Annotated in this window: 20 protein-coding genes and 1 pseudogene; 20 read left to right on the top strand and 1 reads right to left on the bottom strand. The window is 62.7% G+C overall.

The features are described 5' to 3' along the window. The first annotated feature begins 40 nt into the window (after positions 1-40). The 8 genes from ACZ3GY_RS05700 (at position 41) to ACZ3GY_RS05735 (ending at position 9,522) form a co-directional block, all read left to right on the top strand. A complete protein-coding gene (locus tag ACZ3GY_RS05700) occupies positions 41-772 on the top strand; it encodes a response regulator (RefSeq protein ID WP_465909275.1) in 732 nt (243 codons plus the stop codon). Then, a complete protein-coding gene (locus ACZ3GY_RS05705; RefSeq protein ID WP_465909276.1) occupies positions 762-2,219 on the top strand; it encodes an ATP-binding protein in 1,458 nt (485 codons plus the stop codon). Before ACZ3GY_RS05700 ends, ACZ3GY_RS05705 begins: the two co-directional genes overlap by 11 nt. Positions 2,220-2,447: 228 nt before the next feature. Then, complete coding sequence (locus ACZ3GY_RS05710; protein WP_465909278.1) at positions 2,448-3,680, top strand: D-mannose isomerase; 1,233 nt, start codon at positions 2,448-2,450, stop codon at positions 3,678-3,680. Positions 3,681-3,793: 113 nt separating this feature from the next. Next, complete coding sequence (locus tag ACZ3GY_RS05715; RefSeq protein ID WP_463565167.1) at positions 3,794-5,062, top strand: ABC transporter substrate-binding protein; 1,269 nt, start codon at positions 3,794-3,796, stop codon at positions 5,060-5,062. A 119-nt stretch (positions 5,063-5,181) separates the two neighbouring features. Further along, positions 5,182-6,090 (top strand): carbohydrate ABC transporter permease, encoded by a 909-nt coding sequence (locus tag ACZ3GY_RS05720; RefSeq protein ID WP_225832811.1) that lies wholly within the window; start codon positions 5,182-5,184, stop codon positions 6,088-6,090. Then, complete coding sequence (locus tag ACZ3GY_RS05725) at positions 6,083-6,913, top strand: carbohydrate ABC transporter permease (RefSeq protein WP_042554091.1); 831 nt, start codon at positions 6,083-6,085, stop codon at positions 6,911-6,913. Before ACZ3GY_RS05720 ends, ACZ3GY_RS05725 begins: the two co-directional genes overlap by 8 nt. A 134-nt stretch (positions 6,914-7,047) precedes the next feature. Beyond that, positions 7,048-8,196, top strand: coding sequence for an ABC transporter ATP-binding protein (locus ACZ3GY_RS05730; RefSeq protein WP_465909279.1), 1,149 nt, complete (start codon positions 7,048-7,050; stop codon positions 8,194-8,196). A 93-nt stretch (positions 8,197-8,289) separates the two neighbouring features. Continuing rightward, a complete protein-coding gene (locus ACZ3GY_RS05735) occupies positions 8,290-9,522 on the top strand; it encodes a maltoporin (protein WP_463565164.1) in 1,233 nt (410 codons plus the stop codon). Between the two features lie 260 nt (positions 9,523-9,782). Here the strand turns inward: ACZ3GY_RS05735 and ACZ3GY_RS05740 are convergent, their stop codons facing one another. Further along, the gene (locus ACZ3GY_RS05740) at positions 9,783-10,643 is read right to left on the bottom strand and encodes a MurR/RpiR family transcriptional regulator (protein ID WP_463566067.1); all 861 of its coding nucleotides are present in this window, start codon (positions 10,641-10,643) and stop codon (positions 9,783-9,785) included. Positions 10,644-10,820: 177 nt separating this feature from the next. On the opposite strand from ACZ3GY_RS05740, the gene zwf reads away from it, so the two are divergent. The 12 genes and pseudogenes from zwf to ACZ3GY_RS05800 all read left to right on the top strand — a co-directional run bounded on the left by zwf (position 10,821) and on the right by ACZ3GY_RS05800 (position 25,101). After that, a complete protein-coding gene (gene zwf / locus ACZ3GY_RS05745) occupies positions 10,821-12,290 on the top strand; it encodes a glucose-6-phosphate dehydrogenase (protein WP_463565163.1) in 1,470 nt (489 codons plus the stop codon). Further along, the gene (gene pgl, locus ACZ3GY_RS05750) at positions 12,277-12,990 is read left to right on the top strand and encodes a 6-phosphogluconolactonase (protein ID WP_465909281.1); all 714 of its coding nucleotides are present in this window, start codon (positions 12,277-12,279) and stop codon (positions 12,988-12,990) included. Before zwf ends, pgl begins: the two co-directional genes overlap by 14 nt. 19 nt (positions 12,991-13,009) lie before the next feature. After that, the gene (locus ACZ3GY_RS05755) at positions 13,010-13,669 is read left to right on the top strand and encodes a bifunctional 4-hydroxy-2-oxoglutarate aldolase/2-dehydro-3-deoxy-phosphogluconate aldolase (RefSeq protein ID WP_465909282.1); all 660 of its coding nucleotides are present in this window, start codon (positions 13,010-13,012) and stop codon (positions 13,667-13,669) included. A 61-nt stretch (positions 13,670-13,730) separates the two neighbouring features. Then, on the top strand, positions 13,731-15,356 hold the full coding sequence (locus ACZ3GY_RS05760; protein ID WP_465909283.1) for an NADP-dependent glyceraldehyde-3-phosphate dehydrogenase: 1,626 nt from the start codon (positions 13,731-13,733) through the stop codon (positions 15,354-15,356). 76 nt (positions 15,357-15,432) lie between these two features. Next, positions 15,433-16,251: a shikimate 5-dehydrogenase gene (locus ACZ3GY_RS05765; RefSeq protein WP_465909284.1), complete on the top strand. Its 819-nt coding sequence runs from the start codon at positions 15,433-15,435 to the stop codon at positions 16,249-16,251. A 401-nt stretch (positions 16,252-16,652) separates the two neighbouring features. Further along, on the top strand, positions 16,653-16,811 hold the full coding sequence (locus tag ACZ3GY_RS05770) for a DUF3309 family protein (protein ID WP_070883450.1): 159 nt from the start codon (positions 16,653-16,655) through the stop codon (positions 16,809-16,811). 124 nt (positions 16,812-16,935) lie between these two features. Continuing rightward, positions 16,936-17,949, top strand: a complete 1,014-nt coding sequence (locus ACZ3GY_RS05775) for a ligase-associated DNA damage response exonuclease (protein ID WP_465909285.1) — start codon at positions 16,936-16,938, stop codon at positions 17,947-17,949. Further along, complete coding sequence (locus ACZ3GY_RS05780) at positions 17,946-19,685, top strand: ATP-dependent DNA ligase (protein ID WP_465909286.1); 1,740 nt, start codon at positions 17,946-17,948, stop codon at positions 19,683-19,685. The genes ACZ3GY_RS05775 and ACZ3GY_RS05780 overlap by 4 nt, the downstream gene beginning before the upstream one ends. Continuing rightward, positions 19,682-22,261: a ligase-associated DNA damage response DEXH box helicase gene (locus ACZ3GY_RS05785; RefSeq protein ID WP_465909288.1), complete on the top strand. Its 2,580-nt coding sequence runs from the start codon at positions 19,682-19,684 to the stop codon at positions 22,259-22,261. Before ACZ3GY_RS05780 ends, ACZ3GY_RS05785 begins: the two co-directional genes overlap by 4 nt. Continuing rightward, positions 22,258-22,926, top strand: a complete 669-nt coding sequence (gene pdeM, locus ACZ3GY_RS05790; RefSeq protein ID WP_465909289.1) for a ligase-associated DNA damage response endonuclease PdeM — start codon at positions 22,258-22,260, stop codon at positions 22,924-22,926. Before ACZ3GY_RS05785 ends, pdeM begins: the two co-directional genes overlap by 4 nt. Positions 22,927-23,331: 405 nt before the next feature. Continuing rightward, positions 23,332-24,198 (top strand): annotated as a pseudogene (locus tag ACZ3GY_RS05795) (methyl-accepting chemotaxis protein); the annotation flags it as partial. 198 nt (positions 24,199-24,396) lie between these two features. Continuing rightward, a complete protein-coding gene (locus tag ACZ3GY_RS05800) occupies positions 24,397-25,101 on the top strand; it encodes a methyl-accepting chemotaxis protein (RefSeq protein WP_465910007.1) in 705 nt (234 codons plus the stop codon). The last annotated feature ends 74 nt before the right edge of the window (positions 25,102-25,175 follow it).

Genomic DNA, 25,175 nt, shown 5'->3' on the forward strand with positions numbered 1-25,175 from the left:
TGTCCAAGCATCGCTGATAACAACAATAAGGATTATCGATGTGAGAGCTGGAAAATCCATCCTGCTGGTCGACGACGACCAGGAGATTCGTGAACTGCTGCAAACCTACCTGGGGCGTGCCGGCCTGCAGGTATATGCCGTGGGGGATGGCGCCAGCTTCCGTCAGGCGCTGTGCGAAGGTGGCGCGGATCTGGTGATTCTCGACGTCATGCTGCCCGACGAAGACGGCTTCAGCCTGTGCCGCTGGACGCGTGGGCACCAGCGTTTCGCCCAAGTGCCGATCATCATGCTGACTGCCAGCTCCGACGAGACCGATCGGGTCATCGGCCTCGAGCTGGGCGCTGACGATTACCTCGGTAAACCCTTCAGCCCCCGTGAACTGCTGGCGCGTATCAAGGCGCTGCTGCGCCGCGTGCACTTTTCCCAGGAACGCGTAACGGACGTGCTGGCCTTCGACGAATGGCGCCTGGATATGGTCAGTCATCGGCTGTTCCACCTCGACGGCGAAGAGGTGCTGTTGTCCGGCGCCGACTTCGCGCTGCTCAAGCTGTTTCTCGATCACCCGCAGCAAATCCTCGACCGCGACACCATCGGCAACGCCACCCGCGGTCGCGAGATGATGCCGCTGGAGCGCATCGTCGACATGGCCGTGAGCCGTCTGCGCCAGCGCCTGCGGGACACCGACAAACCGCCGCGTCTGATCCGCACCGTGCGTGGCAGTGGTTACCAACTGGCCGCTGCCGTCACCGCCCAGGCCGGCAATGCGCACTGACTGGCGTCGGCTGCTGCCGATTCCACGTTCGTTGCTGGGGCGCATGTTGTTGCTGACCTTACTCTCGGTGCTGGTCGCCCAGGCATTGTCCAGCGCCATCTGGCTGTCCCAGTTGCGCGCGACGCAGCTCGAAGGGCTGGTGACCACGGCGCGCAGTCTGGCCCACTCGATGTCGGCCAGCGTCCGTTACTTTCGTTCGCTGCCGGTCGCCTACCGGCCGATGGTGCTCGACCAGCTGCGCAGCATGGGCGGCACGCGATTCGTCGTCAGCCTCAACGACCGGCCCTTGTCGATGCATCTGCTGCCGATCACGCCGCGCAAGCAGGCAGTGACCCAGGCGGTGAGCGAGGTGCTGCGCGAGTCGCTGGGCAACAGCGTGGACATTTCAGTGACCTTCGTCAGCCCGGATGATCTGCGCATCTTCAACGGTGGCCTGAAGCTCGACGAATTGCCGCGTTCCTGGGCGCATTACGCGTTGACCCTGGAACCGGTCAATCCGCCAGTGCTGGTCACGCAGATCCAGATGGCGCCCGGCGAGTGGCTATATATCGCCTCGCTGCTGCCGGAGCCCTATACCAGCCTCGAGGAGCCGGTGCTGCCGACTCAGCAGCTGTGGTTCATCCTCCTCAGCAGCGGCTTCCTGCTCTTGTTCATCGGCATTCTTGTGCATTGGCAGAGCCGGCCGCTCAAGCGTCTGGCGCGAGCCGCTCGGCATATGTCCCTGGGCGCCGACGTCGAGCCGGTGCTCGAAGGGGGCGGCCGTGAAGTGGTTGAAGTAGGCAGGGCGTTCAATGCGATGCGCGAGCGCATCAGCCGTTACCTGACCGAGCGCGCCCAGCTGTTCAGCGCCATATCCCATGATCTGCGCACACCGATCACGCGGCTGCGTCTGCGCGTCGAACTGCTCGACGACGAGACGTTGCAGACCAAGTTCGGCCGCGATCTCGACGAGCTGGAGCTGCTGGTCAAGGGCGCACTGCAGTGCGTCAAGGACACCGATATCCACGAAAACATCGAGCCCGTGGACCTCAACCTCCTGCTGCACTGCCTGGTCGAGCCCTGTCTGGCTCCGGCCGGCAATGGTCGAGTGACGCTGCATGGCGAAGCCAAGGCGCTCTATCCGGGCAAGCCCCTGGCCCTGCGGCGCTGCATCGGCAACCTGATCGACAACGCCCTCAAGTACGGCCACACGGCTCATCTGCACGTCGAGGATGACGAGGGTGCCTATGTGCTGCATGTCGACGATGAAGGGCCCGGTGTTCCCGAGCAGCGCCTGGAACAGGTGTTCGAGCCGCACTTCCGGCTGGCTGGGCAGCAGCAGGGCTATGGGTTGGGGCTGGGCATCGCGCGCAATATCGCCCACAGCCATGGCGGTGAGGTGAGCCTGCAGAATCTGCGAGAGGGCGGCTTGCGAGTGACGCTACAACTGCCACGTTCGCCGGATTGAATGTCACCAGGCGGTGACAAAGCGACCAGCCTTCGTTACCTGGGCAAGACGCAGCTGCCAGTAGACTCTTTAACGATTTGTGGGCGGATGCGCCACTGATGCTGGCAATTGGCTTTTGTAGCCTGGGTCAGCCGAAGGCGTAACACGGGTGGCTGCAGTTCCCGGGTATCGCTGCGCTCAACCCAGGCTACGGCTAGTTAGCCCCCTCGTTTGCATGGAATAACAACAATGAAAACACCTGCATTGCCCTCCGATAGCTGGCTGGTGCAACCGGCTCACCGGGCCTGGCTGAACGCTGAAGGCATGCGCCTGTTGCCGTTCGCCGCCGCTTCTTGTGTCGAGCAGGGCTTCGCTGCTCTGGACTCCAATGGTCGCCTGCCGGCGGGCGCCAGCGCCGAGCTGATTCACACCACCCGGATGACCCACTGTTTTGCCTTGGCGCACATCCAGGGCGTGCCCGGCTATGTCCATCTGGTCGACCACGGCATCGTTGCGTTACAGGGCGCCTTGCGTGACGAACAGACTGGCGGCTGGTTTGCCGATGCCAGTCGCAGGGGTGACAAGTCCGCCTACCTGCATGCCTTCGTGGCCCTGGCCGCCAGCTCCGCGCAGGCTGCCGGCAGGCCTGCAGCCGAGGCTCTGCTGGGCGAGGCGATCAACATCCTCGAACGGCATTTCTGGAGCGAGGAGGAGGGTGCGCTGCGTGAAAGCTTCAGCAGCGATTGGTCACAGGAAGAGGCCTATCGCGGCGCCAACAGCAACATGCACGCCACCGAGGCGTTTCTCGCCCTGGCAGATGTCACCGGGGATGCCCTCTGGCTGCAGCGCGCGCTGCGCATCGTCGAGCGCCTGATCCACGAGCATGCCGCTTCCCGTGGCTATATGGTGATCGAGCATTTCGACCGGCAGTGGCAGGCCCAACCTGAATACAACGCCGATAACCGTGCAGACCCGTTCCGGCCCTATGGCAGCACGCCAGGCCACAGTTTCGAGTGGGCGCGTTTGCTGCTGCACCTCGAGGCAGCGTTGATCCGAGCCGGACTCGACGCGCCAGACTGGCTGCTGGAGGATGCCCGTGGGCTGTTCGCCAGTGCGTGCCGCGATGCCTGGCATGCCGATGGCGCGCCTGGGCTGGTCTACAACCTCGACTGGCTGGGGCGGCCGGTGGTACGGGCGCGGCTGCACTGGGTGCAAGCCGAGGCCAGTGCTGCTGCCGCGGCGTTGCTGCGACGCACTGGTGACCCCCTCTACGAACAGTGGTATCGACGCTTCTGGGAATTCACCTGCAGCCATTTCATCGACCTGCAAAATGGCAGCTGGCATCACGAACTCGACAGCGACAACCAGCCAGCGGCCAGTATCTGGCCTGGAAAGCCCGATCTCTATCACGCTTACCAGGCCGTTTTGCTGCCGCGATTGCCGTTGGCACCGAGCCTGGCCACGGCATTGCTGGCGATGTAACGAGGTGGTGACATTCGCACGTCCCTTCGTTACCTGGCTGCCGGCAAAGCCTGATTACACTGCATCCAACGCAAGCGCCACGACTTGCTTCTAACAACAAGAAAGGTACTTCGATGAACGCGATCACTCGTCTCGCTACTGCCGTTTCTCTCGCCTCGCTATTGCCACTCACTGCCCTGGCAGCCGACTCCAAAGGTACGGTCGAAGTCGTGCACTGGTGGACGTCCGGCGGCGAGGCTGCGGCCGTGAAGGTTCTGCGTGAGCTGGTCGAGAAAGACGGTTACACCTGGAAGGATAGTGCCGTGGCCGGTGGCGCAGGTTCTGCCGCGATGACCGTGCTGAAGACCCGTGTGGTGTCCGGCAACCCGCCCGGTGCCGCGCAGATCAAGGGGCCGGATCTGCAGGAGTGGGGCGCGCTGGATCTGCTCGCGCCGCTGGATGACGTCGCCAAGGCCAACAACTGGGATGGCCTGCTGTCGAAAACCGTCTCCAACACCATGAAGTACGACGGCCATTACGTCGCCGTGCCGGTGAACATCCATCGCGTCAACTGGCTGTGGATCAACCCCGAAGTATTCAAGAAGGCCGGGATCGACAAGGCACCGACCACCCTCGACGAACTCTATGCCGCAGGCGACAAACTCAAGGCCGCCGGTTTCGTGCCCCTGGCCCATGGCGGTCAGCCGTGGCAGGACAGCACCGTATTCGAAGGCCTGGTGCTTGGCATCATGGGCGCCGAGGGCTACCACAAGGCATTCGTCGAGAACGACGAAGCGACCCTCACCAGCCCGCAGATGACCGAAGTGTTCACCGCGCTGAAAAAACTCTCCACCTACATGGACGACAACCGCGCGGGCCGTGACTGGAACCTGGCAACTGCCGAACTCATCGATGGCAAGGCCGGGATGCAGATCATGGGGGACTGGGCGAAGAGCGAGTGGACGGCCGCCGGCAAGGTCGCGGGTAAGGATTACCAGTGTGTGCCGATGCCAGGCACAGCCGGCAGCTACACCTACAACATCGACTCCATGGCCATGTTCAAGCTCAAGAAGGAAGGCGATATCGCCGCCCAGCACGCCCTGGCGCGTATCGCTCTGGAGCCCGAATTCCAGTACGTGTTCAACGAGAACAAGGGTTCGATCCCGGTACGCTCCGACCTCGACATGAGCAAGTTCGACAGCTGCGCCCAGGCTTCCATGAAGGATTTCCAGGCGGCCGACAAGAGCGGCAAGCTGGAGCCGAGCATGGCCCACAGCATGGCCACCAACCTGGCGGTGCAGGGGGCGATCTTCGATGTGGTCACCAACTTCATGAGTGACAAGAACGCCGACCCGAGCAAGGCCGGCGCGCAGATCAACGCGGCGATCAAATCCGCCCAGTAGGTTGATTCGGGCCGGTTAACCGGCCCATCTCCCAATTAGCAAAGCCTCCTTCGACCAGGCCCTGGCCTAGTCGCAGGCGGCGTTCGACCCGAATTTCATCTCTACACTGGTAATGCCCGATGAGTGTCACGACGGTAATCGGCAAGGCTTCACCCTTCGACGCGCTGCAGCGCTGGCTGCCCAAGCTGGTGCTGGCGCCGAGCATGTTGGTGGTGCTGGTCGGCTTCTACGGCTACATCCTCTGGACGCTGGTGCTGTCGTTCACCAATTCCAGCTTCATGCCCAGCTACAAGTGGGTGGGCCTGCAGCAGTACGTGCGGCTGATGGACAACGACCGCTGGTGGGTGGCAAGCAAGAACCTGATGGTGTTCGGCGGCATGTTCATTGGCATCAGCCTGCTCATCGGCGTGTTGCTCGCCGTGCTGCTGGATCAGCGCATTCGCCGCGAAGGCTTCATCCGCACCATCTACCTGTACCCGATGGCGCTGTCGATGATCGTCACCGGTACCGCCTGGAAATGGCTGCTCAACCCCGGCCTGGGGCTGGACAAGATGCTGCGCGACTGGGGCTGGGAAGGCTTTCGCCTGGACTGGCTGGTGGATCAGGATCGGGTCGTCTACTGCCTGGTGATCGCCGCCGTGTGGCAGGCCTCGGGCTTCGTCATGGCGTTGTTCCTGGCCGGGCTGCGCAGCGTCGATCAATCGATCATCCGTGCGGCCCAGGTGGACGGCGCGAGCCTGCCGACCATCTACCTGCGCATCGTGTTGCCGAGCCTGCGGCCGGTGTTCTTCAGTGCCGTGATGATCCTCGCCCACATCGCCATCAAGAGCTTCGACCTGGTGGCGGCGATGACTGCGGGAGGCCCCGGTTACTCGTCCGATCTGCCGGCGATGTTCATGTACAACTTTACCTTCAGCCGCGGCCAGATGGGCATCGGCTCGGCCAGCGCGATGATGATGCTCGGCGCGATCCTGGCGATTCTGGTGCCCTATCTCTACTCGGAACTGCGGGGCAAACGCCATGACTAGAGCCTTCAGCCCAAGCCGTGTGGCGATCTACGCCACCTTGCTGTTCGCCGCAGCGCTGTACCTGGTGCCGCTGATTGTGATGCTGCTGACCAGCTTCAAGACCCCCGAGGACGTGCGTGCTGGCAACCTGCTGTCCTGGCCTGATGCGTTCACCCTGATCGGCTGGGTCAAGGCCTGGGACGTGGTCGGCGGCTACTTCTGGAACTCGGTGAAGATCGCCGTGCCCGCGGTGCTGATTTCCACTGCGGTCGGCGCCCTGAATGGTTACGTGCTGTCGATGTGGCGCTTTCGCGGCTCACAGCTGTTCTTCGGTCTGTTGCTGTTCGGCTGCTTCCTGCCGTTCCAGACGGTGTTGCTGCCAGCCTCGTTCACCCTCGGCAAGTTCGGCCTGGCCAATACCACCACGGGCCTGGTGCTGATCCACGTGGTCTACGGCATCGCCTTCACCACGCTGTTCTTCCGCAACTTCTACGTCAGCGTGCCGGATGCGCTGGTCAAGGCGGCGCGCCTCGATGGCGCGGGCTTCTTCACCATCTTCGGACGCATCCTGCTGCCCATGTCGCTGCCGATCATCATGGTCTGCCTGATCTGGCAGTTCACCCAGATCTGGAACGACTTTCTCTTTGGTGTGGTGTTTGCCAGTGGCGACTCCCAGCCGATCACCGTGGCCCTCAACAACCTGGTGAATACCAGCACAGGGGCCAAGGAATACAACGTGGACATGGCCGCGGCGATGATCGCCGGGCTACCGACCCTGCTGGTGTACATCGTGGCGGGCAAGTACTTCCTGCGTGGCCTTACGGCCGGCGCGGTAAAGGGTTGAAAGCTACTGCGCTCGGTCATGCGGCGTTGGATTCAGGTTCGGAATGCTCATTTAGCGGCCTAAACTCCGCTTCCTCACCTGACTCCGCCTTGCCTGACCTTCGCTCGCGACGCTTTCAAAATGGAGAGAAGTAAATGGCAACGCTCGAATTGCGCAACGTCAACAAGTCCTACGGCAGTGGCCTGACGGACACGCTCAAGAGCATCGACCTGAAGATCGATGCCGGGGAGTTCCTGATTCTGGTCGGCCCCTCGGGTTGCGGGAAGTCCACCCTGATGAACTGCATCGCCGGGCTGGAGAGCATCAGCAACGGCGCGATTCTGGTCGATGACGCCGACATCAGCGGCATGAGCCCCAAGGATCGTGACATCGCCATGGTGTTCCAGTCCTACGCGCTGTACCCGACCATGAGCGTGCGCGACAACATCGCCTTCGGCCTGAAGATGCGCAAGATGGCCCCGGCGGCCATCGACGAGGAAGTGGCGCGGGTCGCCAAACTGCTGCAGATCGAGCATCTGCTCAAACGCAAGCCGGGGCAGCTTTCCGGTGGCCAGCAGCAACGTGTGGCCATGGGCCGTGCGCTGGCGCGACGGCCGAAGATTTATCTGTTCGACGAGCCGCTGTCCAACCTCGACGCCAAGTTGCGGGTGGAGATGCGCACCGAAATCAAGCTGATGCACCAGCGCCTGAAAACCACCACGGTCTACGTCACCCACGACCAGATCGAGGCCATGACCCTCGGCGACAAGGTGGCGGTAATGAAGGAGGGCGTGATCCAGCAATTCGGCACGCCGCAACAGATCTACAACGATCCGTCCAACCTGTTCGTGGCCAGTTTCATCGGCTCGCCGCCCATGAACTTCGTGCCCGTGCAATTGCAGCGCCGCGCCGGCCAGGTGTGGGCGACGCTGACTTCGTCGTCCGGTAGCTGCGAATTGCAGCTCGGCCATCTGCCCGAGGGTGTCGAGCAACGCAAATTGCTGCTCGGTATCCGCCCCGAACAGATTAAGCCGGCCAGCGAGCAAGGGCAGGAGGCTTCATTGCCTGCCGTGGTCGAGGTCACCGAACCCACCGGGCCGGACACTCTGGTCTTCGTCAGCGTCAATGACGCCAAGCTGTGCTGCCGCCTGGCGCCGGATCAGGCGCCGGAGATCGGCCAAAGCATCGAGTTGCAGATCGACGCCTCGCGGGTACTGCTGTTCGACGCCGACAGCGGCGAGCGCGTACGCCCGCAAGCCCATATCGCTCCACAGAGCAATGTCACCCAGTTAAAGAATCGTTGAAAAGGAGTCGGTCTCGCGAGTGCCGTCATGGCCTCGGTTGTCCTGATGCCGGCAAATGAAGCGGTAACAACAATAAAAACAGCAGGAGAGGGTATGAAACGATCGACGGGTTTCGGTCTGGCCATGGCGTTGGGTTCCCTGACGCTACCGGCCACGGGAATGGCGCTGGAGTTCACCGGCTACGTGCGCAGCGGTGCCGGTACTGCCGACGGCAATGGCCGACAGTCATGCTTCCAATTGCCGGGGGCGCGCTCCAAGTATCGCCTGGGCAACGAGTGCGAACACTATGCCGAGCTGGATCTGCGCCAGGATCTGTTCAGCCTGGACGATGGCTCGGTGCTGAGCATCGAGGGCATGGCGCAGCTCTTCAACGAGTATGGCCACACGCCGAAATTCACTGGTGATCGTGGTACCGCGCGGATGAACCAGATGTACGCCGAATGGAGCAACATGCCGGCGCTCAATGGCGGTTCGTTGTGGGCCGGGCGCCGTTTCTACAAGCGAAACGACATTCATATCTCCGACTTCTACTACTGGAACCAGAGCGCCACCGGTTTCGGTATCGACGAAATGAAGATCGGTGATTACAAGTACAGCTACGTGTTCTCGCGCAAGGACAGCTACGACCAGAAGGAATACATCAACCGCCACGACTTCAACGTCGGCGGCTTCGTGACCAACCCAGGCGGCGAGATCGAGGTGGGGGTCAGCTACATCGACAAGGCATCTTCGGTTGAAGATGCGAACAGCGGCTGGTCGGTGACCGGGCAGCACGTGCAGAAGAACTTCCTCGGCCTCGGAGGCGACAACAAGCTGGCGCTGCAATATGGCGAGGGGCCAGGAACCGGCCTGGGCTACACCGGCGATCCGACCCTCGATGGTGGCGCCAAGAGCTGGCGTGTCGTCGAGTTTTTCGACTTCCAGGTGACGCCGCGTCTGGGTGGGCAGGTTCAGGCCGTTTACCAGAAGGACAAGCGTGATGACGGAGAGGATCAGGACTGGTGGTCGGTGGGTGGGCGTACCAGCTATGCCTTCACGCAGCAGTTCAAACTGGTCGGCGAGATCGGCCATGACCAGGTGGACGCCTCCGGCGGCACCCGCAAGCTGACCAAGTTCACCGTCGCACCGACTTGGTCGCCGGCTGGCCCTGGTTTCTTCGAGCGCCCGGAAGTCCGCCTCTACTACACCTACGCCAGCTGGAACCGCGCCGCGCAGGAAGCGGCGAATTTGTTGGCGGAAGGCTCGGCACTGTCCGACACCGGCGCTTTCGGCAGCGCACGCAATGGCTCCAATTTCGGGGTTCAGGTGGAGTACTGGTGGAAGTAAAGCTTCGAGTTGCAAGCGACAAGCCGCAAGTAAAAGCTGACTACGATTTCGCAGTCGCGCAACGCTAGCTTGCAGGCTCGTAGGGTGGGTGGAGGCGCTGGTCGTTATCATTGGGAGCGACCAGATTCTTGGGCGCCGTAGCCCACCATTCGGTATCAGGGTCGACCGCGTGGTGGGTTACGCGGCGCTCTGGACTTGATGTGGGTCGGCGGTCGCGGTTTAGCGCCGCTCCATTCACCCTACGAATGGCGCCATGTCGCTCACCCTTGATCTTCGCTGGCCGGATAACGGCTGGCGTTGAGACTTTCCTTGATCTTGCGCAGGTGCGGCTGGAAATCCGCACCACGGCGCAGGGTCATGCCGGTTGCCAGCACGTCGAGCACGGTGAGCTGAATGATCCGCGAGGTCATCGGCATGTAGATGTCGGTGTCTTCGGGCAGCGGGATATGCACGCTCAGGCTGCAGGCTTGTGCCAGCGGCGAGCCTGCGGCGGTGAGACCGAGCACCGAGGCGCCATTTTCCCGCGCCAGGCGCGCCACCTCGACCAGTTCGCGGGTGCGGCCGGTGTAGGAAATGATCACAAACAGATCGCCGGTATGGGCCACCGAAGCCAGCATTCGTTGCATCAGTACATCGGCGTGGGCGGACACCGCGAGGTTGAAGCGGAAGAACTTGTGCTGGGCATCGAGGGCCACCGGCGCCGATGCGCCAAGGCCGAAGAAATGGATCTGCCTGGCCTGGATCAACAGGTCGACGGCGCGGCTGATCAGGTTCGGGTCGAGGCTCTGGCAGGCGCTGTCCAGCGAGGCGATAGCGCTGCCGAATATCTTGCGGGTGTAGGCCTCGGGGCCGTCGTCGGCTTCTACGGCACGGCTGACGTATGCCGCGCCGCTGGCCAGGCTCTGTGCAAGCTGCATTTTCAGTTCGGGGTAGCCGTTGACGCCGAACGAGCGACAGAAGCGGTTCACCGTGGGTTCGCTGACCTGGGCGGCCTGGGCGAGGGCGGCGATGCTTAATCGGGTGGCCTGCTGTGGGTTGTGCAGTATCACTTCGGCTACCTTGCGCTCGGCCTTGTTGAGGCTGTCGAGGCGGCCCTGGATCTGTTCGAGAAGATTGCGCACGCGATCCATTATTATCCTTGTCCGATGAAATATCGGGTTAATCCTATGCCTGCTCTTGTCTACTGGCTATCAGCAAGCCGCAGTCTATAAAAATGTTGTTTTTATTACTACATTTCCAGTTGCGAAATTGGCGGTTAACCGCTATCAATAGGGTAACTTGATAGAAGAAAAAAGATCATGTCCGTGATTCCCGTTGAGCCTTGTACCTTCGCTCTGTTCGGCGCCCTGGGCGACCTGGCACTGCGTAAACTATTTCCTGCCCTCTATCAGCTCGATCGCGCCGGGCTGTTGCACGAGGATACCCAGCTGCTTGCCCTGGCGCGCGAGGGCGGTGATCCCGCCACGCACCTGAGCGCCATCGACAGCCACCTGCGCCGCTACCTGCCCGCCAAGGAACTGGACGAGGCAGTGATGCAGCGTTTCCAGGCACGCCTGCGCTACCTGAGCATGGAATTCCTGCCACCTGATGCTTACCCGCAGCTGGCCGAAGCGGTCGGTAGCGGGCGTCAGCTGATCGCCTATTTCGCCACGCCCGCTTCCGTGTATGGCGGCATCTGCGCCAACCTCGCCGCGGTCGGTCTGGCCGAAGGCACCCGCGTGGTGCTGGAGAAGCCCATCGGCCACGATCTGGAATCGTCCCGTGCGGTCAATGATGCGGTGGCGGCCTACTTTCCGGAAACCCAGGTTTATCGGATCGACCATTACCTGGGCAAGGAGACGGTGCAGAACCTGATCGCCCTGCGCTTCGCCAACAGCCTGTTCGAGACCCAGTGGAACCAGAACCACATCACCCACGTGGAAATCACCGTGGCGGAGAAGGTCGGTATCGAAGGCCGTTGGGGCTATTTCGACAAGGCCGGCCAGCTGCGCGACATGATCCAGAACCACCTGTTGCAGCTGCTCTGCCTGATCGCCATGGATCCACCTGGCGATCTCTCGGCGGATGCCATCCGTGACGAGAAGGTCAAGGTGCTCAAGGCGCTCGAACCGATGAACGCCGAGCAGCTTTCCCGTCATGTGGTGCGTGGCCAGTACGTGGGCGGAACCAGCGATGGCAAGCCGGTGCCGGGCTATCTGGAGGAAGAAAACTCCAACGCCCATAGCGACACCGAAACCTTCGTCGCCCTGCGTGCCGACATACGCAATTGGCGCTGGGCCGGGGTGCCGTTCTACCTGCGCACCGGCAAGCGCATGGCGCAGAAGCTGTCGCAGATCGTCATTCATTTCAAGGAACCGCCGCACTACATCTTCGCTCCCGAGCAGCGGCAGTTGATAGGCAACAAGCTGATCATCCGCCTGCAGCCGGACGAGAGTATTTCTCTGCAGGTGATGACCAAGGATCAGGGACTGGACAAGGGTATGCAGCTACGCAGCGGCCCGTTGCAACTGAATTTCTCGGCAACCTATGGCAGCTCACGCATTCCCGATGCCTATGAACGGCTGCTGCTGGAGGTCATGCGTGGCAATCAGAACCTGTTCGTGCGCAAAGATGAAATCGAACACGCCTGGCAGTGGTGCGATCAGTTGATCGCCGGCTGGAAAAAACTTGGCGACCCACCCAAGCCGTACGTCGCCGGTAGCTGGGGGCCGATGAGCTCCATCGCCCTGATCACTCGCGACGGGAGGGCCTGGTATGGCGATCTCTGACCTCGAATTCCCCGCGGGCGTGGTTGCCCGCAGCCACGACAATTCGCAGCACTTGGCCCAAGCTCTGGCCGACCGAGTGGCCGGCGCGCTGCGCGATGCCATCGACAGCCATGGCAGCGCTACGCTGGTGGTGTCGGGCGGGCGTAGCCCGATCGTCTTCTTAAAGGCGCTGGCGCAGCAGTCCTTGCCCTGGAACAAGGTGCTGGTAAGCCTGGCCGACGAACGCTGGGTGCCGGTTGCCCACGAAGACAGCAACGAGGCACTGGTGCGTCGGCACTTGCTTCAGGGGCCAGCCGCCGAAGCGCGACTGCTCGGCCTGTACCACAGCGCGGGCAGCCTCGAAGAGGCGGCGACGCTCACCGAACAGGCGTTGAACGACCTGCCGCCCATCGACGTGCTGGTACTGGGCATGGGCACCGACGGGCATACCGCTTCGCTGTTCCCTAACAGCCCCAATCTCGATCAAGCGCTGCAGGCAGATGGCTCGCGCCGCTGCTTGCCGATGCTCGCTCCAGCGGTGCCACACCAGCGCCTGACCCTCACGCTGCCGCTGCTCAAGGCCGCTCGACTGCAATTGTTGTCGATCGAAGGAGAGGGAAAGTTGCGCGTGCTGGAGCAGGCGCTAGAACAACGTGAACACAAAAAAATGCCGATCAGCGCGTTTCTTGGCGCGCCTTTAGAAATTTACTGGTGCCCGTAGGCCAAAAGGATCAAAAGACATGACACACGCCATCAATCGCCCAGCCCCCACCATGGCTGAAAAGATTGCCAGCATCGATGCACTCTGCGCACGGGCGCGGATCATGCCGGTGATCACCATCGCCCGCGAGGAAGACATTCTGCCGTTGGCCGATGCCCTGGATGCCGGCGGCCTGCAGGTGCTGGAAATCACTCTGCGCTCGGTGCACGGCCTGACCGCCATCCGCCGCCTGCGCGATGAGCGCCCCCATCTGTGCGTTGGCGCCGGTACGGTGCTGGATCGCCGCATGCTGGAGTCGGTGGAGGAGGCCGGTGCCCAGTTCATCGTCAGCCCAGGCTCTACCGACGAACTGCTGCGTGCGGCACTGGACAGTCCGATACCGCTACTGCCCGGCGTAGCCAGTGCCTCGGAGATCATGGTCGGTTACGCCCTGGGCTATCGCCGCTTCAAGCTGTTCCCTGCGGAAATTTGTGGCGGAACCGCTGCGCTCAAGGCGCTCAGTGGCCCATTCGGAGACATCCGCTTCTGCCCGACTGGCGGCGTCAGCCCCGACAACATGCAGCGTTACATGGCCCTGCCCAATGTGATGTGCGTCGGCGGCAGCTGGATGCTGGACAGCTCCGCGGGCTGGGACAAGGTACGTCAGGCGAGCGCCGACGCCCTGGCGCTGCTGAACTGAGCCAACTCATCCCGTCATAGCCCGCGCCGTGGGGCCGGGCTCCCTCCGTCCTGGAGTTCTCATGTCCCGTCCCTTCGATCTCGCTGCGCTGTTTCCCCGTCTGCACGATATCCCTGAAGCCTACCGCCCCGATGCCCCGGTCGAGCAGCGTGAATACCTGGTCGGTGGCGAGTTGCGCCACTGGCAGGGGCCACTGGCGCAAGTGCGCAGCCCGATCCATCTCGCCGAGGGCGATGCCGAGCGCCAGGTGGTGCTCGGCAGTACGCCGCTGCTCGACGCCGATGCCGCCCTGGCCGCGCTGGATGCCGCCGTCGCGGCCTACGATCATGGCCAGGGGCAGTGGCCCAACCTGCGCGTCGCCGAGCGCATCGCCCATGTCGAAGCCTTTCTGGCCCGTATGCGCGAGCAGCGTACGGCGGTGGTCAAGCTGCTGATGTGGGAGATCGGCAAGAACCTCAAGGACTCCGAAAAAGAGTTCGACCGTACTTGCGATTACATCGTCGACACCATCGGTGCGCTCAAAGAGCTGGATCGTCGCTCCAGCCGTTTCGAACTGGAGCAGGGCACCCTGGGGCAGATTCGCCGCGTGCCCCTGGGTGTAGCGCTGTGCATGGGGCCGTACAATTACCCGCTGAACGAAACCTTCACCACGCTGATTCCGGCGCTGATCATGGGCAACACTGTGGTGTTCAAACCGGCCAAGTTCGGCGTGTTGCTGATGCGCCCGTTGCTGGAAGCGTTCCGCGACAGCTTCCCGCCGGGCGTGATCAACATTATCTATGGCCGCGGGCGCGAAACGGTCAGCGCCCTGATGGAGAGTGGCAAGGTCGACGTGTTCGCCTTCATCGGTACCCACAAGGGCGCCAGTGATCTGAAGAAATTGCACCCCAAGCCCCATCGCCTGCGCGCGGCACTGGGCCTGGACGCCAAGAATCCGGGCATCGTGCTGGCCGATGTCGATCTGGACAATGCGGTGAGCGAGGCGCTGACGGGGGCCCTGTCGTTCAACGGTCAGCGCTGTACGGCACTGAAGATTCTCTTCGTTCACGAAGATGTGCTGCAGCCATTCCTCGATAAATTCAGCGCCGGCCTGGCCAAACTCAAGCCCGGCATGCCCTGGGAGGCGGGGGTCGCGCTGACGCCGTTGCCTGAGCCGGGCAAGGTCGAGTACCTGAAAACGGTGATGGCCGATGCCGTCGCCAAGGGCGCGAAGATCATCAATCCGGGTGGTGGTGAGAGCCGCAAGAGTTTCTTCTTTCCGGCGCTGCTGTGCCCAGTGACGCCAGAGATGCGCCTGTACGGCGAAGAGCAGTTCGGCCCGCTGGTGCCGGTGGTGCCTTATCGCGATGTCGAGCAGGTGATCGACTACGTGCTGCAGTCCGATTTCGGTCAGCAACTGAGCCTGTTCGGCAACGATGCGCAGCAGATTGGTCGCCTGGTCGATGCCTTCGCCAACCAGGTCGGGCGCATCAACATCAACGCCCAGTGCCAGCGCGGCCCGGATACCTTCCCGTTCAACGGTCGCAAGGATTCCGCGGAGGGCACGCTGTCGGTGCATGACGCCCTGCGTACCTTCTCGATCCGCACCCTGGTGGCGACCCGCTTCACGGACGACAACAAGGCGCTGGTCAGTGAGGTGATCCGTCAGCGTTCATCGAACTTCCTGACCACCGATTACATTTTCTAAGTGCCAGGCCAACGTCTCTCGTGTTGGAGCCATGCAAGCGCGTAGCAGACTTTGAGCCGGCTCTGAGGTTGTTTGCATGACACTCAGCATCAGCAAGGACACCCGCCTGTGCATGTCGCTTTCCGGACGGCCGGGGAGTTTCGGTACGCGCTTCCAGAACTATCTGTATCAGGAACTGCAACTGGATTATCTGTACAAGGCGTTCACCACCACCGACCTGCCGGCTGCCATCGGCGGTATCCGCGCGCTGGGCGTACGCGGCTGCGCGGTGTCGATGCCGTTCAAGGAAGCTTGCATCGAACACCTCGATGCCCTGCACGAGTCGGCAGCGACGCTGCAGTCGGTCAACACCATCGTCGCGGATGACGGCCACCTGACGGGCTACAACACCGATTACAGCGCCGTGGTGCATCTGCTCGCGCAACACGGCGTACCCAAGAGCAGCCACTACGCCTTGCGCGGCAGTGGCGGAATGGCCAAGGCAGTGGCTTGCGCATTACGCGACAGTGGCTTCGGCAATGGCCATATCGTTGCCCGTAACGAAGCGGCGGGCAGGGCACTTGCAGAGCAGTGCGGGGTGAGTTGGTGCGAGACGCTGGGCGATAAGCCGGCAGACCTGCTGGTCAACGTCACGCCGCTGGGCATGCGTGGCGCGGAGGCCGAGCAACTGGCCTTCGACGAGCGCGCCGTTGCCGCTGCCAAGTGGGTATTCGATGTGGTCGCCGTGCCGGTGGAAACCCCATTGATTCGCCTGGCCCGTTCGCTCGGCAAGCCAGTCATTACCGGTGGTGAAGTGATCGTCTTGCAGGCCGTCGAGCAGTTCGCCCTGTACACCGGCGTGCGTCCTGATGCCGAGCTGATCGAACGCGCTGCACGCTTCGCTCTGTCCGAATAGTCAACCTGCGCCGCAATCTCGTAGGAGCGTCGACCTCGGCGCGAACGATAGTGGCCGTACCGCGGTTTTGGCGTTGCCCTGACGATTCGTCGCGGGGGGCGCAGCTCCTACAGTATTGCGGTGCCTGCAAGATGATTGTCTGGCGCAATCTCGCAGGAGCATCGACCTCGGCGCTAACGGTTGTTGCCGCGCCGCAGTCATGGCGCCGATTTAAAGTTTGCACTTTCCGTTTCCGTGCCAAGTCGTAAAAGGTGTAGGGCATGGCGCTGCGACGAGCGCTCTGCCAGACGCTGGCTTCGCCGCAGCGCCATGCCCTGCATCCGAACGGATGCCTGCACAGGCTTCTGATGCCAGGCGGATCACTTCGAGTGGTTCGCCGACAGATACGCAAGGAGATAGCCATGGGCTTGGGAACCATACTGCTGATCATTCTGATCCTGATGCTGGTTGGCGCCATTCCGGCATGGCCGCACAGCCGCAGCTGGGGCTACGGTCCCACGGGTGGGCTTGGGCTGGTGCTGGTCATCGTGCTGGTGCTGCTGCTACTCGGCTACATATGAGCCAGCGCCTGCGTCACTGAACTGACGCAGGCATCGCCGTCGGCGGCGACTGCCGCTGATGGCTCTGGCCACTTCCCGTTGCACACCCTTTACTCCCGTCTTTCCATTTCCGGAGGTCGCCTGCTTGGATCTGGTGATTGCACGGCCAGAAGGCCTGTATTGTCCTCCCGGAGACTTCTACATCGACCCTTGGCGTCCGGTAGAGCGCGCTGTCATCACCCACGGCCACGGTGACCATGCCCGCGGAGGCAGCGCCCATTATCTGGCGGCCGCTCCGGGTGAAGGTATTCTGCGCACCCGCCTGGGGCGCGATATCAACCTGCAGACCCTGGCCTATGGCGAGACCATCGACCATCACGGCGTCACCCTCAGTTTTCATCCTGCCGGCCACGTGCTGGGCTCGGCCCAGGTGCGCCTCGAATACCGTGGCGAAGTCTGGGTCGCCTCTGGCGATTACAAGGTCGAGCCAGACGGTACCTGCGATCCATTCGAGCCGGTGCGTTGCCACACCTTTATCACCGAATCCACGTTCGGCCTGCCGATCTACCGCTGGCAGCCTCAGGCGCAGATATTCGCCGGCATCAATGACTGGTGGCGGCAGAATCGCGAAGCCGGCCGGGCCAGCGTGCTGTTCTGCTATGCGTTCGGCAAGGCGCAACGCATCCTCCACGGTATCGACGCGAGCATCGGGCCGATCCTGGGCCATGGCTCCATGGAGCCGTTGCATCAGGTCTATCGCGATGCCGGGGTTTACCTACCGGAAACGCGCTATGCCGGCGAGGTGCCCAAGGGCGATCCGCTACTGCGCCAGGCGTTGATCCTGGCGCCACCTTCGGCGGGTGGCAGCACCTGGATACGGCGTTTCGGTGACTACAGCGATGCCTTCGCCAGCGGCTGGATGCTGTTGCGTGGCACCCGTCGGCGGCGCGGTGTCGATCGCGGTTTCGTGCTCTCCGATCATGCCGACTGGCCTGGCCTGCTGTGGGCCATCGAGCAGACCGGTGCCGAGCGGGTCATGGTCACTCACGGTTCGGTGAGCATTCTGGTTCGGCACTTGCGCGAGCAGGGCCTGGATGCCCAGGCGTTCGACACCGAATACGGTGAAGAAGACGACGCAGCAGCGGAGCCTGCCCCGTGATCGCCTTCGCGCAGCTTTACGCGCGCCTCGACGCCACCACCTCGAGCAACGCCAAACTGGCGGCACTGCAGGATTACCTGCGTGACGCCGAAGCTGCAGACGCCGCCTGGGCGGTGTACTTTTTGGCTGGTGGCAGGCCACGGCAGCTGGTGCCCTCACGGCAGTTGCGCGAGCTGGCCATGCAGCGGGCCGGCCTGTCGGCATGGATATTCGAGGAAAGCTATTCGGCGGTAGGCGATCTGGCGGAAACCATCGCGCTGTTGCTGCCTGCGGCGACCTCGACCTCCCAGGACGGGCTGGCCGTCTGTGTGGAAGAAAAACTGCTGCCGTTACGCGGCCTTCCACCGGACGAATTGGCGATGCGCCTCGACGCATTGTGGGCTCAGCTCGATGCGCCATCGCTGATGGTCAGCATCAAACTCATCACCGGCGCCTTTCGTGTCGGTGTCTCCAAGCTTCTGGTCACCCGCGCATTGGCTGCCATTGCCGATGTCGATGCCAAGCGCGTGGCTCAGCGTCTGGTCGGCTATACCGACTTGTCGCACCGGCCCACGGCCGCCTCCTACGAGCGGCTGATCGCTGCCGAGTCGGATGACGAACACGCTCAGCGCGGTGGCCAGCCGTACCCTTTCTTTCTCGCCCATCCGCTGCAGCGCCCGCTGGAGGAGTTCGACGCCAGCCTGGGTTCGCCCGCCGACTGGCTGATCGAATGGAAGTGGGACGGCATTCGGGCGCAACTGGTCAAGCGTGACGGCCAATTATGGGTGTGGTCACGGGGTGAAGAGCTGATCAGTGAGCGCTTCCCCGAACTTCAGGAACTAGCGACATCGCTGCCGGACGGCACCGTGGTCGATGGCGAACTGGTGGTCTGGCGCCACGCCCCGGAGGCCACGGCCCGGCAGGGCGAGTTGATGGCCCAGGCTGCCGAGCAATCTGCCGAGCGGCTCAACGATCAGGTCGAGGAACAGCTCGAGCAATACGGCATTCAGCCCTTCGCCCTGTTGCAGCAGCGCATCGGTCGTAAAACCCTGAGCCGCAAGCTGCTCGAAGAGGTGCCGGTGGCTGTGCTGGCCTATGACCTGCTGGAGTGGCAGGGCGATGACTGGCGCAACCGCCCGCAACACCAACGCCGTGCCCAACTGGAGCAGGTGGTCGCCAGTTGCGCGAGCCCGCGGCTGATGCCGTCGCCACTGCTGCATGACGATAGCTGGCAGGCCCTGGCCGAACAGCGCGAGGCCTCACGGGCGCTGGGCGTGGAAGGGATGATGCTCAAGGCGCGGGAATCGGCTTACGGGGTAGGGCGCAGCAAGGACGTTGGTGTCTGGTGGAAGTGGAAGATCGACCCCCTGAGCGTCGATGCCGTGCTGATCTACGCCCAGCGTGGTCACGGCCGGCGTGCCAGCCTGTACAGCGATTACACCTTCGCGGTATGGGACGGCGCGCCAGGCGATCCCGAACGCCGACTGGTGCCGTTCGCAAAGGCCTACTCCGGGTTGACCGACGAGGAAATGCGCAAGGTCGACGCCATCGTGCGCAAGACCACCGTGGAGAAGTTCGGCCCCGTGCGCAGTGTCACGCCGAGCCTGGTGTTCGAACTGGGTTTCGAAGGCATCGCCCGTTCCCCCCGCCACAAGAGCGGCATCGCCGTGCGTTTTCCGCGCATGTTGCGCTGGCGTCATGACAAGACGGTGGAGGAGGCCGATACCCTGGCGCTGCTGCAGGAATTGCTGCAATGAGCCTGGCCAGTAGCTGGCTGCGGCGCAATGGCTGGAAGGCATTCGACTTTCAGAAGGAAGTTTGGCAGGCAGTGACCGATGGGCAGAGCGGCCTGCTGCATGCGTCGACTGGTGCGGGTAAAACCTATGCCGTGTGGTTGGCTGCTATCAATCGATTCGCGGGCAAGAATGCTGCCAAGAAGCCTGCCAGTGGCAAGCGCGCGCCACCGGCTGCGCCTCTTACCGTGTTGTGGATCACGCCAATGCGTGCGCTGGCCGCTGACACGCAACGTGCCCTGCAAGCGCCGCTCGATGGCCTGGAAATACCCTGGACGCTGGGCATGCGCACCGGCGATACCGGCAGCGCCGAGCGACAGCGCCAGGCTCGCCGCCTACCGACCGCGCTGGTGACCACGCCCGAAAGCCTGACGCTGTTACTTACCGGTGCTGACGCCAAGGCGCAGTTCGCCAATGTCGGCATGCTGGTGGTGGACGAGTGGCACGAGTTGCTTGGCAACAAGCGCGGTGTGCAACTGCAGCTGGCCCTGGCGCGGTTGCGCCAGTGGAACCCGCAACTGATCGTCTGGGGACTGTCGGCTACCCTTGGCAACCAGCCCCATGCCATGGAGGTGCTGCTGCCTGACGGCGGCGGTCGTCTGGTGCGCGGCGAGCAGGGCGCCAGGCCGCAGATCGATACGCTGCTGCCGGCGGTGATGGAGCGCTTTCCCTGGGCCGGGCACTTGGGCCTGCGGCTGTTGCCTCAAGTCGTCGAGGAGCTGGAAAGCAGCAGCGTTACCCTGGTGTTTACCAACACCCGTTCGCAGTCCGAACTCTGGTATCAGGCATTGCTTGACGCGCGACCGGACTGGGCCGGATTGATCGCCCTGCACCACGGCTCGCTGGCCCGGGAAGTCCGTGATTGGGTCGAGTCAGGGCTCAAGCAGGGCAAGCTGAAAGCGGTGGTCTGTACCTCCAGCCTGGATCTGGGAGTCGATTTCCTGCCTGTCGAGCGGGTTCTGCAGATCGGATCGGCCAAGGGTGTCGCCCGTCTGCTGCAACGCGCTGGGCGTTCCGGTCATGCGCCGGGGCGTACCTCTCGGATTACTCTTGTTCCCACTCACGGCCTTGAATTGATCGAAGCCATTGCCGTGCAAGACGCCGTCGCAGCCGGGCGTATCGAAGCACGTGAATCCCCCCATCAGCCGCTGGATGTACTGGTTCAGCATCTGGTCAGCGTGGCCCTGGGCGGCGGTTTTCGTCCGGATGATTTGCTGCAAGAGATACGCAGCACGTGGGCGTATCGCGACCTGGACGATGCCCAGTGGCGCTGGACCCTGGCATTCGTGCGTCAGGGTGGGGAATCGCTCAGCGCCTACCCCGATTATCAGCGCGTGGAGCCGGACGAAGAAAGCATCTGGCGAGTGCCTAGCCCACGTCTGGCGCGACGCCATCGGATGAGCGTGGGCACCATCGTCAGCGACGCCAGCGTTACCGTTAAATGGTGGAGCAAAGGCGGCGGCGGTGGTTCGCTCGGTAGCGTCGAGGAAGGCTTCATAGCCCGTTTGCATCCGGGCGACGTGTTTCTGTTCGGCGGGCGGCCCCTGGAGTTGGTACGGGTGGAGAACATGACGGCCTACGTACGCCGTAGCAATTCCAGCAAAGCCAGCGTGCCGCGCTGGAATGGTGGGCGCATGCCGCTCTCCAGTGCTTTGGCCGAAGCCGTGGTGGCGCGTTTTGGTGCGGCGGCGCAGGGCCACTTCGATGGCCCGGAAATGCACAGGCTGCAACCGCTGCTGGAGGTGCAGGCGCACTGGTCCGCGTTACCGGCACCTGGCACGCTGCTGGCTGAAATCCTGCATTCGCGCGAAGGCTGGCACCTGTTTCTATATCCCTTCGCCGGGCGCAACGTGCATCTGGGGTTGGCCAGTCTGCTGGCCTGGCGCCTGGGCCAGCGGCAGCCGCTGAGTTTCTCGATTGCCGTCAACGATTATGGCCTGGAGCTGCTGTGTGCCAGTGAAGTGGACTGGGCGGGGCTGCTCGGCGGCGATCTGTTCGACGACCACGACCTGCTGCACGACGTGCTCGCCAGCCTCAACGCCAGCGAGCTGGCCCAACGGCGTTTTCGCGAGATCGCCCGTATCGCCGGACTGGTGTTCGGCGGCTACCCTGGCGCGGGTAAAAGTCTGCGCCAGGTGCAGGCCTCCAGCGGGCTGTTTTTCGACGTGTTCCGCCAGTACGACCCGAACAACTTGCTGCTGACCCAGGCTCACGATGAAGTACTCAGCCAGGAGCTGGATGTCAGGCAACTGCAGCGCACCCTGGCCGACATGCGTGCGGCGCGCCTGGATCTGCATGAGCTGCGCCGTGTAACACCGCTGGCCTTTCCGCTGATGGTCGAGCGTTTTCGCGAGCGACACAGCTCTGAAAAGCTCGCCGACCGCATCGCCCGCATGCTCGGCGAACTGGAGCGTGCCGCCGGACCAGGCGGGCAGGTTGTCGCTAAACCGCTGATCGAGGTCGAGCCAGCCATACGTCGTGGCGAACGCCAGCGCAAGGATGGCCGTCCGCGCCGCAAGTCCAAGGGCAGTGAGGCATGAGCGGGACGCCTCACCTTGCCATAGATATCGCCGGTGAAACGCTGTGGTTGCTGGCCGATAAGGCGCTGTACTGGCCCGCCCAGCAGACTCTGCTGGTCGCCGACGCACACCTCGGCAAAGCCGCCACCTATCGCACCCTGGGCCAGCCGGTTCCCCAGGGCACCACGGCCCGTAATCTGCAGCGGCTGGATGAGCTACTGGCCAGCTATCCGACTCGACGCCTGGTTTTCCTGGGCGATCTTCTCCACGCCCGCCCGGCGCGAACCGGCAGCACCCTGGCGGCCTTGCAGAAGTGGCGCAAACGGCATGCCGAGCTGCAGATCGTGCTGATACGCGGCAACCATGACCGCAGTGCCGGCGACCCACCAGCCGATCTGGCCATTGAGGTGGTCAGCGAGCCCTGGCGCATGGGGCCTTTCGCGCTCTGCCATGAACCCCTGGATTGTCCTGGCCTGCATGTGCTGGCCGGGCACCTGCACCCGGTATTCGTGCTACGCGGCCGGGGGCGTGATCGCGTGCGCATGCCGTGCTTCAGCGTCGAGCAGAACATCACGCTGCTGCCGGCCTTTGGTGAATTCACCGGCGGCATGGCCATCGACGCAGCGCCTGGGCGAACGATCTACGGTGCGCTGGACGGTGCTGTTTGGCGCCTGAATCAGGGCTGATCTGCGGCCTGATGTCACGGATAAAAAACTGACTCACCGCCAGATATTCAATCTATCTATCTGATAAATAAAAAATTCATGCTCAATAACCTAGCGTGTGACTAGGTTTTTATCTTTTTGGCTTCACCATCTGCATCGTGCCGCTCTAGTTATTTATTTTCCCGCCGATAGAATGCGTGCCGCTTAAAATTTCAGACTGGTCCAAGAATAAATCTCCAGCTGCTTAACCCCCTTAAAAGGTCGGAGAACATTATGAACAGCTGGTTCGCGAACATCAGCGTAACCTTGAAACTTGCCTTGGGTTTTGGCCTCGTGCTTGCCCTTACCTGTGTACTTGCTCTTGCTGGATGGACCAGTCTGGGCAGCCTGATTCAACGCAGTGACTGGACCTCGGACATTGCGCGCTTGAACGACACGCTGACTGAACTGCGCGTAACCCGCCTGCAATATATGCTGGCCAACGGTGACGAAACGGTCGCCGAAACCGTGCAGAAGTCTCTCGATGGCTTCAAGGCTCAGCATGCCGAGGTACTGTCGAGCTTCAAAAGCCCCGACAACGTCCGCTTGCTGCAAGCGCAGGGCACGCAGATCGACGCCTATCAGCTGTCGCTGAACAAGATGCGCAGCGGCTACCGTGCGAGCAATGACGCGCGTCAGGAAATGACCCGCAATGCCGTCACTGCAGGTCAGGCGATCGATGAGATCAACACCGCCGTACTGAACCTGCCGCCCTACGATGAAACCCGCGCTGCCGAGTTCCAGGCGATCACCAAGGCTAAGGAAGACTGGCAACTGGTGCGTTACCAGGTGCGTGGTTACACCGGTAGCCCGAATGCCGACGCCGAGCGTACGGCCATCGCCCAGATCGAGACGACCATCAAGGATCTCGAGCAATTCCGTCAGGCGTTCTCTGCCGAGCACTCCCAGCGCGTCAGCCTGGTCGCTACCGCACTGGACAACTACCGTGCAGCGGTCATGGCGTTCAAGTCGGCGACCGAATCCATTGCCGTGGCGCGCAAGGAGCTGACCGAACAAGGCTACGAAATCGTCAAGATCAGCAAGGAGCTCACCGCGATCCAAATGGAGCGTCGTGACAGTGAAACGGCGTCTGCCCGTACCCTGCAATTGAGCACCACTGTGCTGGCTCTGCTGGTCGGTATTCTCGCCGCCTGGTTGATCACCCGGCAGATCACCCGTCCGCTGCAGGAAACCCTGGTCGCGGTCGAGCGTATCGCCGGTGGCGATCTGAGCCAGACCCTGCATGTAACCCGCCGTGACGAGATCGGCGTGCTGCAGCAGGGCATTCAGCGTATGGGCACAACCCTGCGTGATCTGATTGGCGGTATCCGTGACGGCGTCACCCAGATCGCCAGCGCTGCCGAGGAATTGTCGGCAGTCACCGAGCAGACCAGCGCCGGGGTCAACAGTCAGAAGGTCGAGACCGACCAGGTCGCCACCGCGATGCACGAGATGTCCGCCACCGTGCAGGAAGTCGCGCGCAACGCCGCTGACGCATCTCGTGCGGCTTCGGACGCCGACCGTGAAGCTACCCAGGGCGACCGCGTGGTAGCCGAAGCCATCGCCCAGATCGAGCGTCTGGCTGCCGAAGTGACGCGCTCCACCGAAGCGATGAGCCATCTGCAGCAGGAAAGCAACAAGATCGGTAGCGTGATGGATGTAATCAAGGCGGTGGCCGAGCAAACCAACCTGCTGGCCCTCAACGCTGCCATCGAGGCAGCGCGTGCGGGTGAAGCCGGTCGTGGTTTCGCCGTGGTTGCCGACGAAGTACGTGGTCTGGCGCAACGTACCCAGAAGTCCACCGAAGAGATCGAGGGCCTGGTTGCCGGGCTGCAGCAGGGCACTCAGCAGGTGGCCAACATCATGCAGAGCAGCCGCGACCTGACCGACAGCACCGTGGAACTGACTCGCAAGGCGGGTGGCTCGCTGGAAAGCATCACTCGCACGGTGTCCAACATTCAGTCGATGAACCAGCAGATCGCTGCCGCTGCCGAGCAGCAGAGTGCGGTGGCCGAAGAGATCAGCCGCAGCGTGATCAACGTGCGCGATATCTCCGAGCAGACTGCCGCAGCCAGCGAAGAAACCGCTGCGTCCAGTGTCGAGCTGGCGCGCCTGGGCAGTCAGCTGCAGCAGATGGTCAGCCACTTTCGGGTTTGATCATTGCGCTTCAGCTGCAATGAGAAAGGCCGTTACCTTTGGGGTAACGGCCTTTTTCTTGGTCTGCGGTTAAT

It is taken from the genome of Pseudomonas sp. PME37.24/006 (assembly GCF_055556635.1).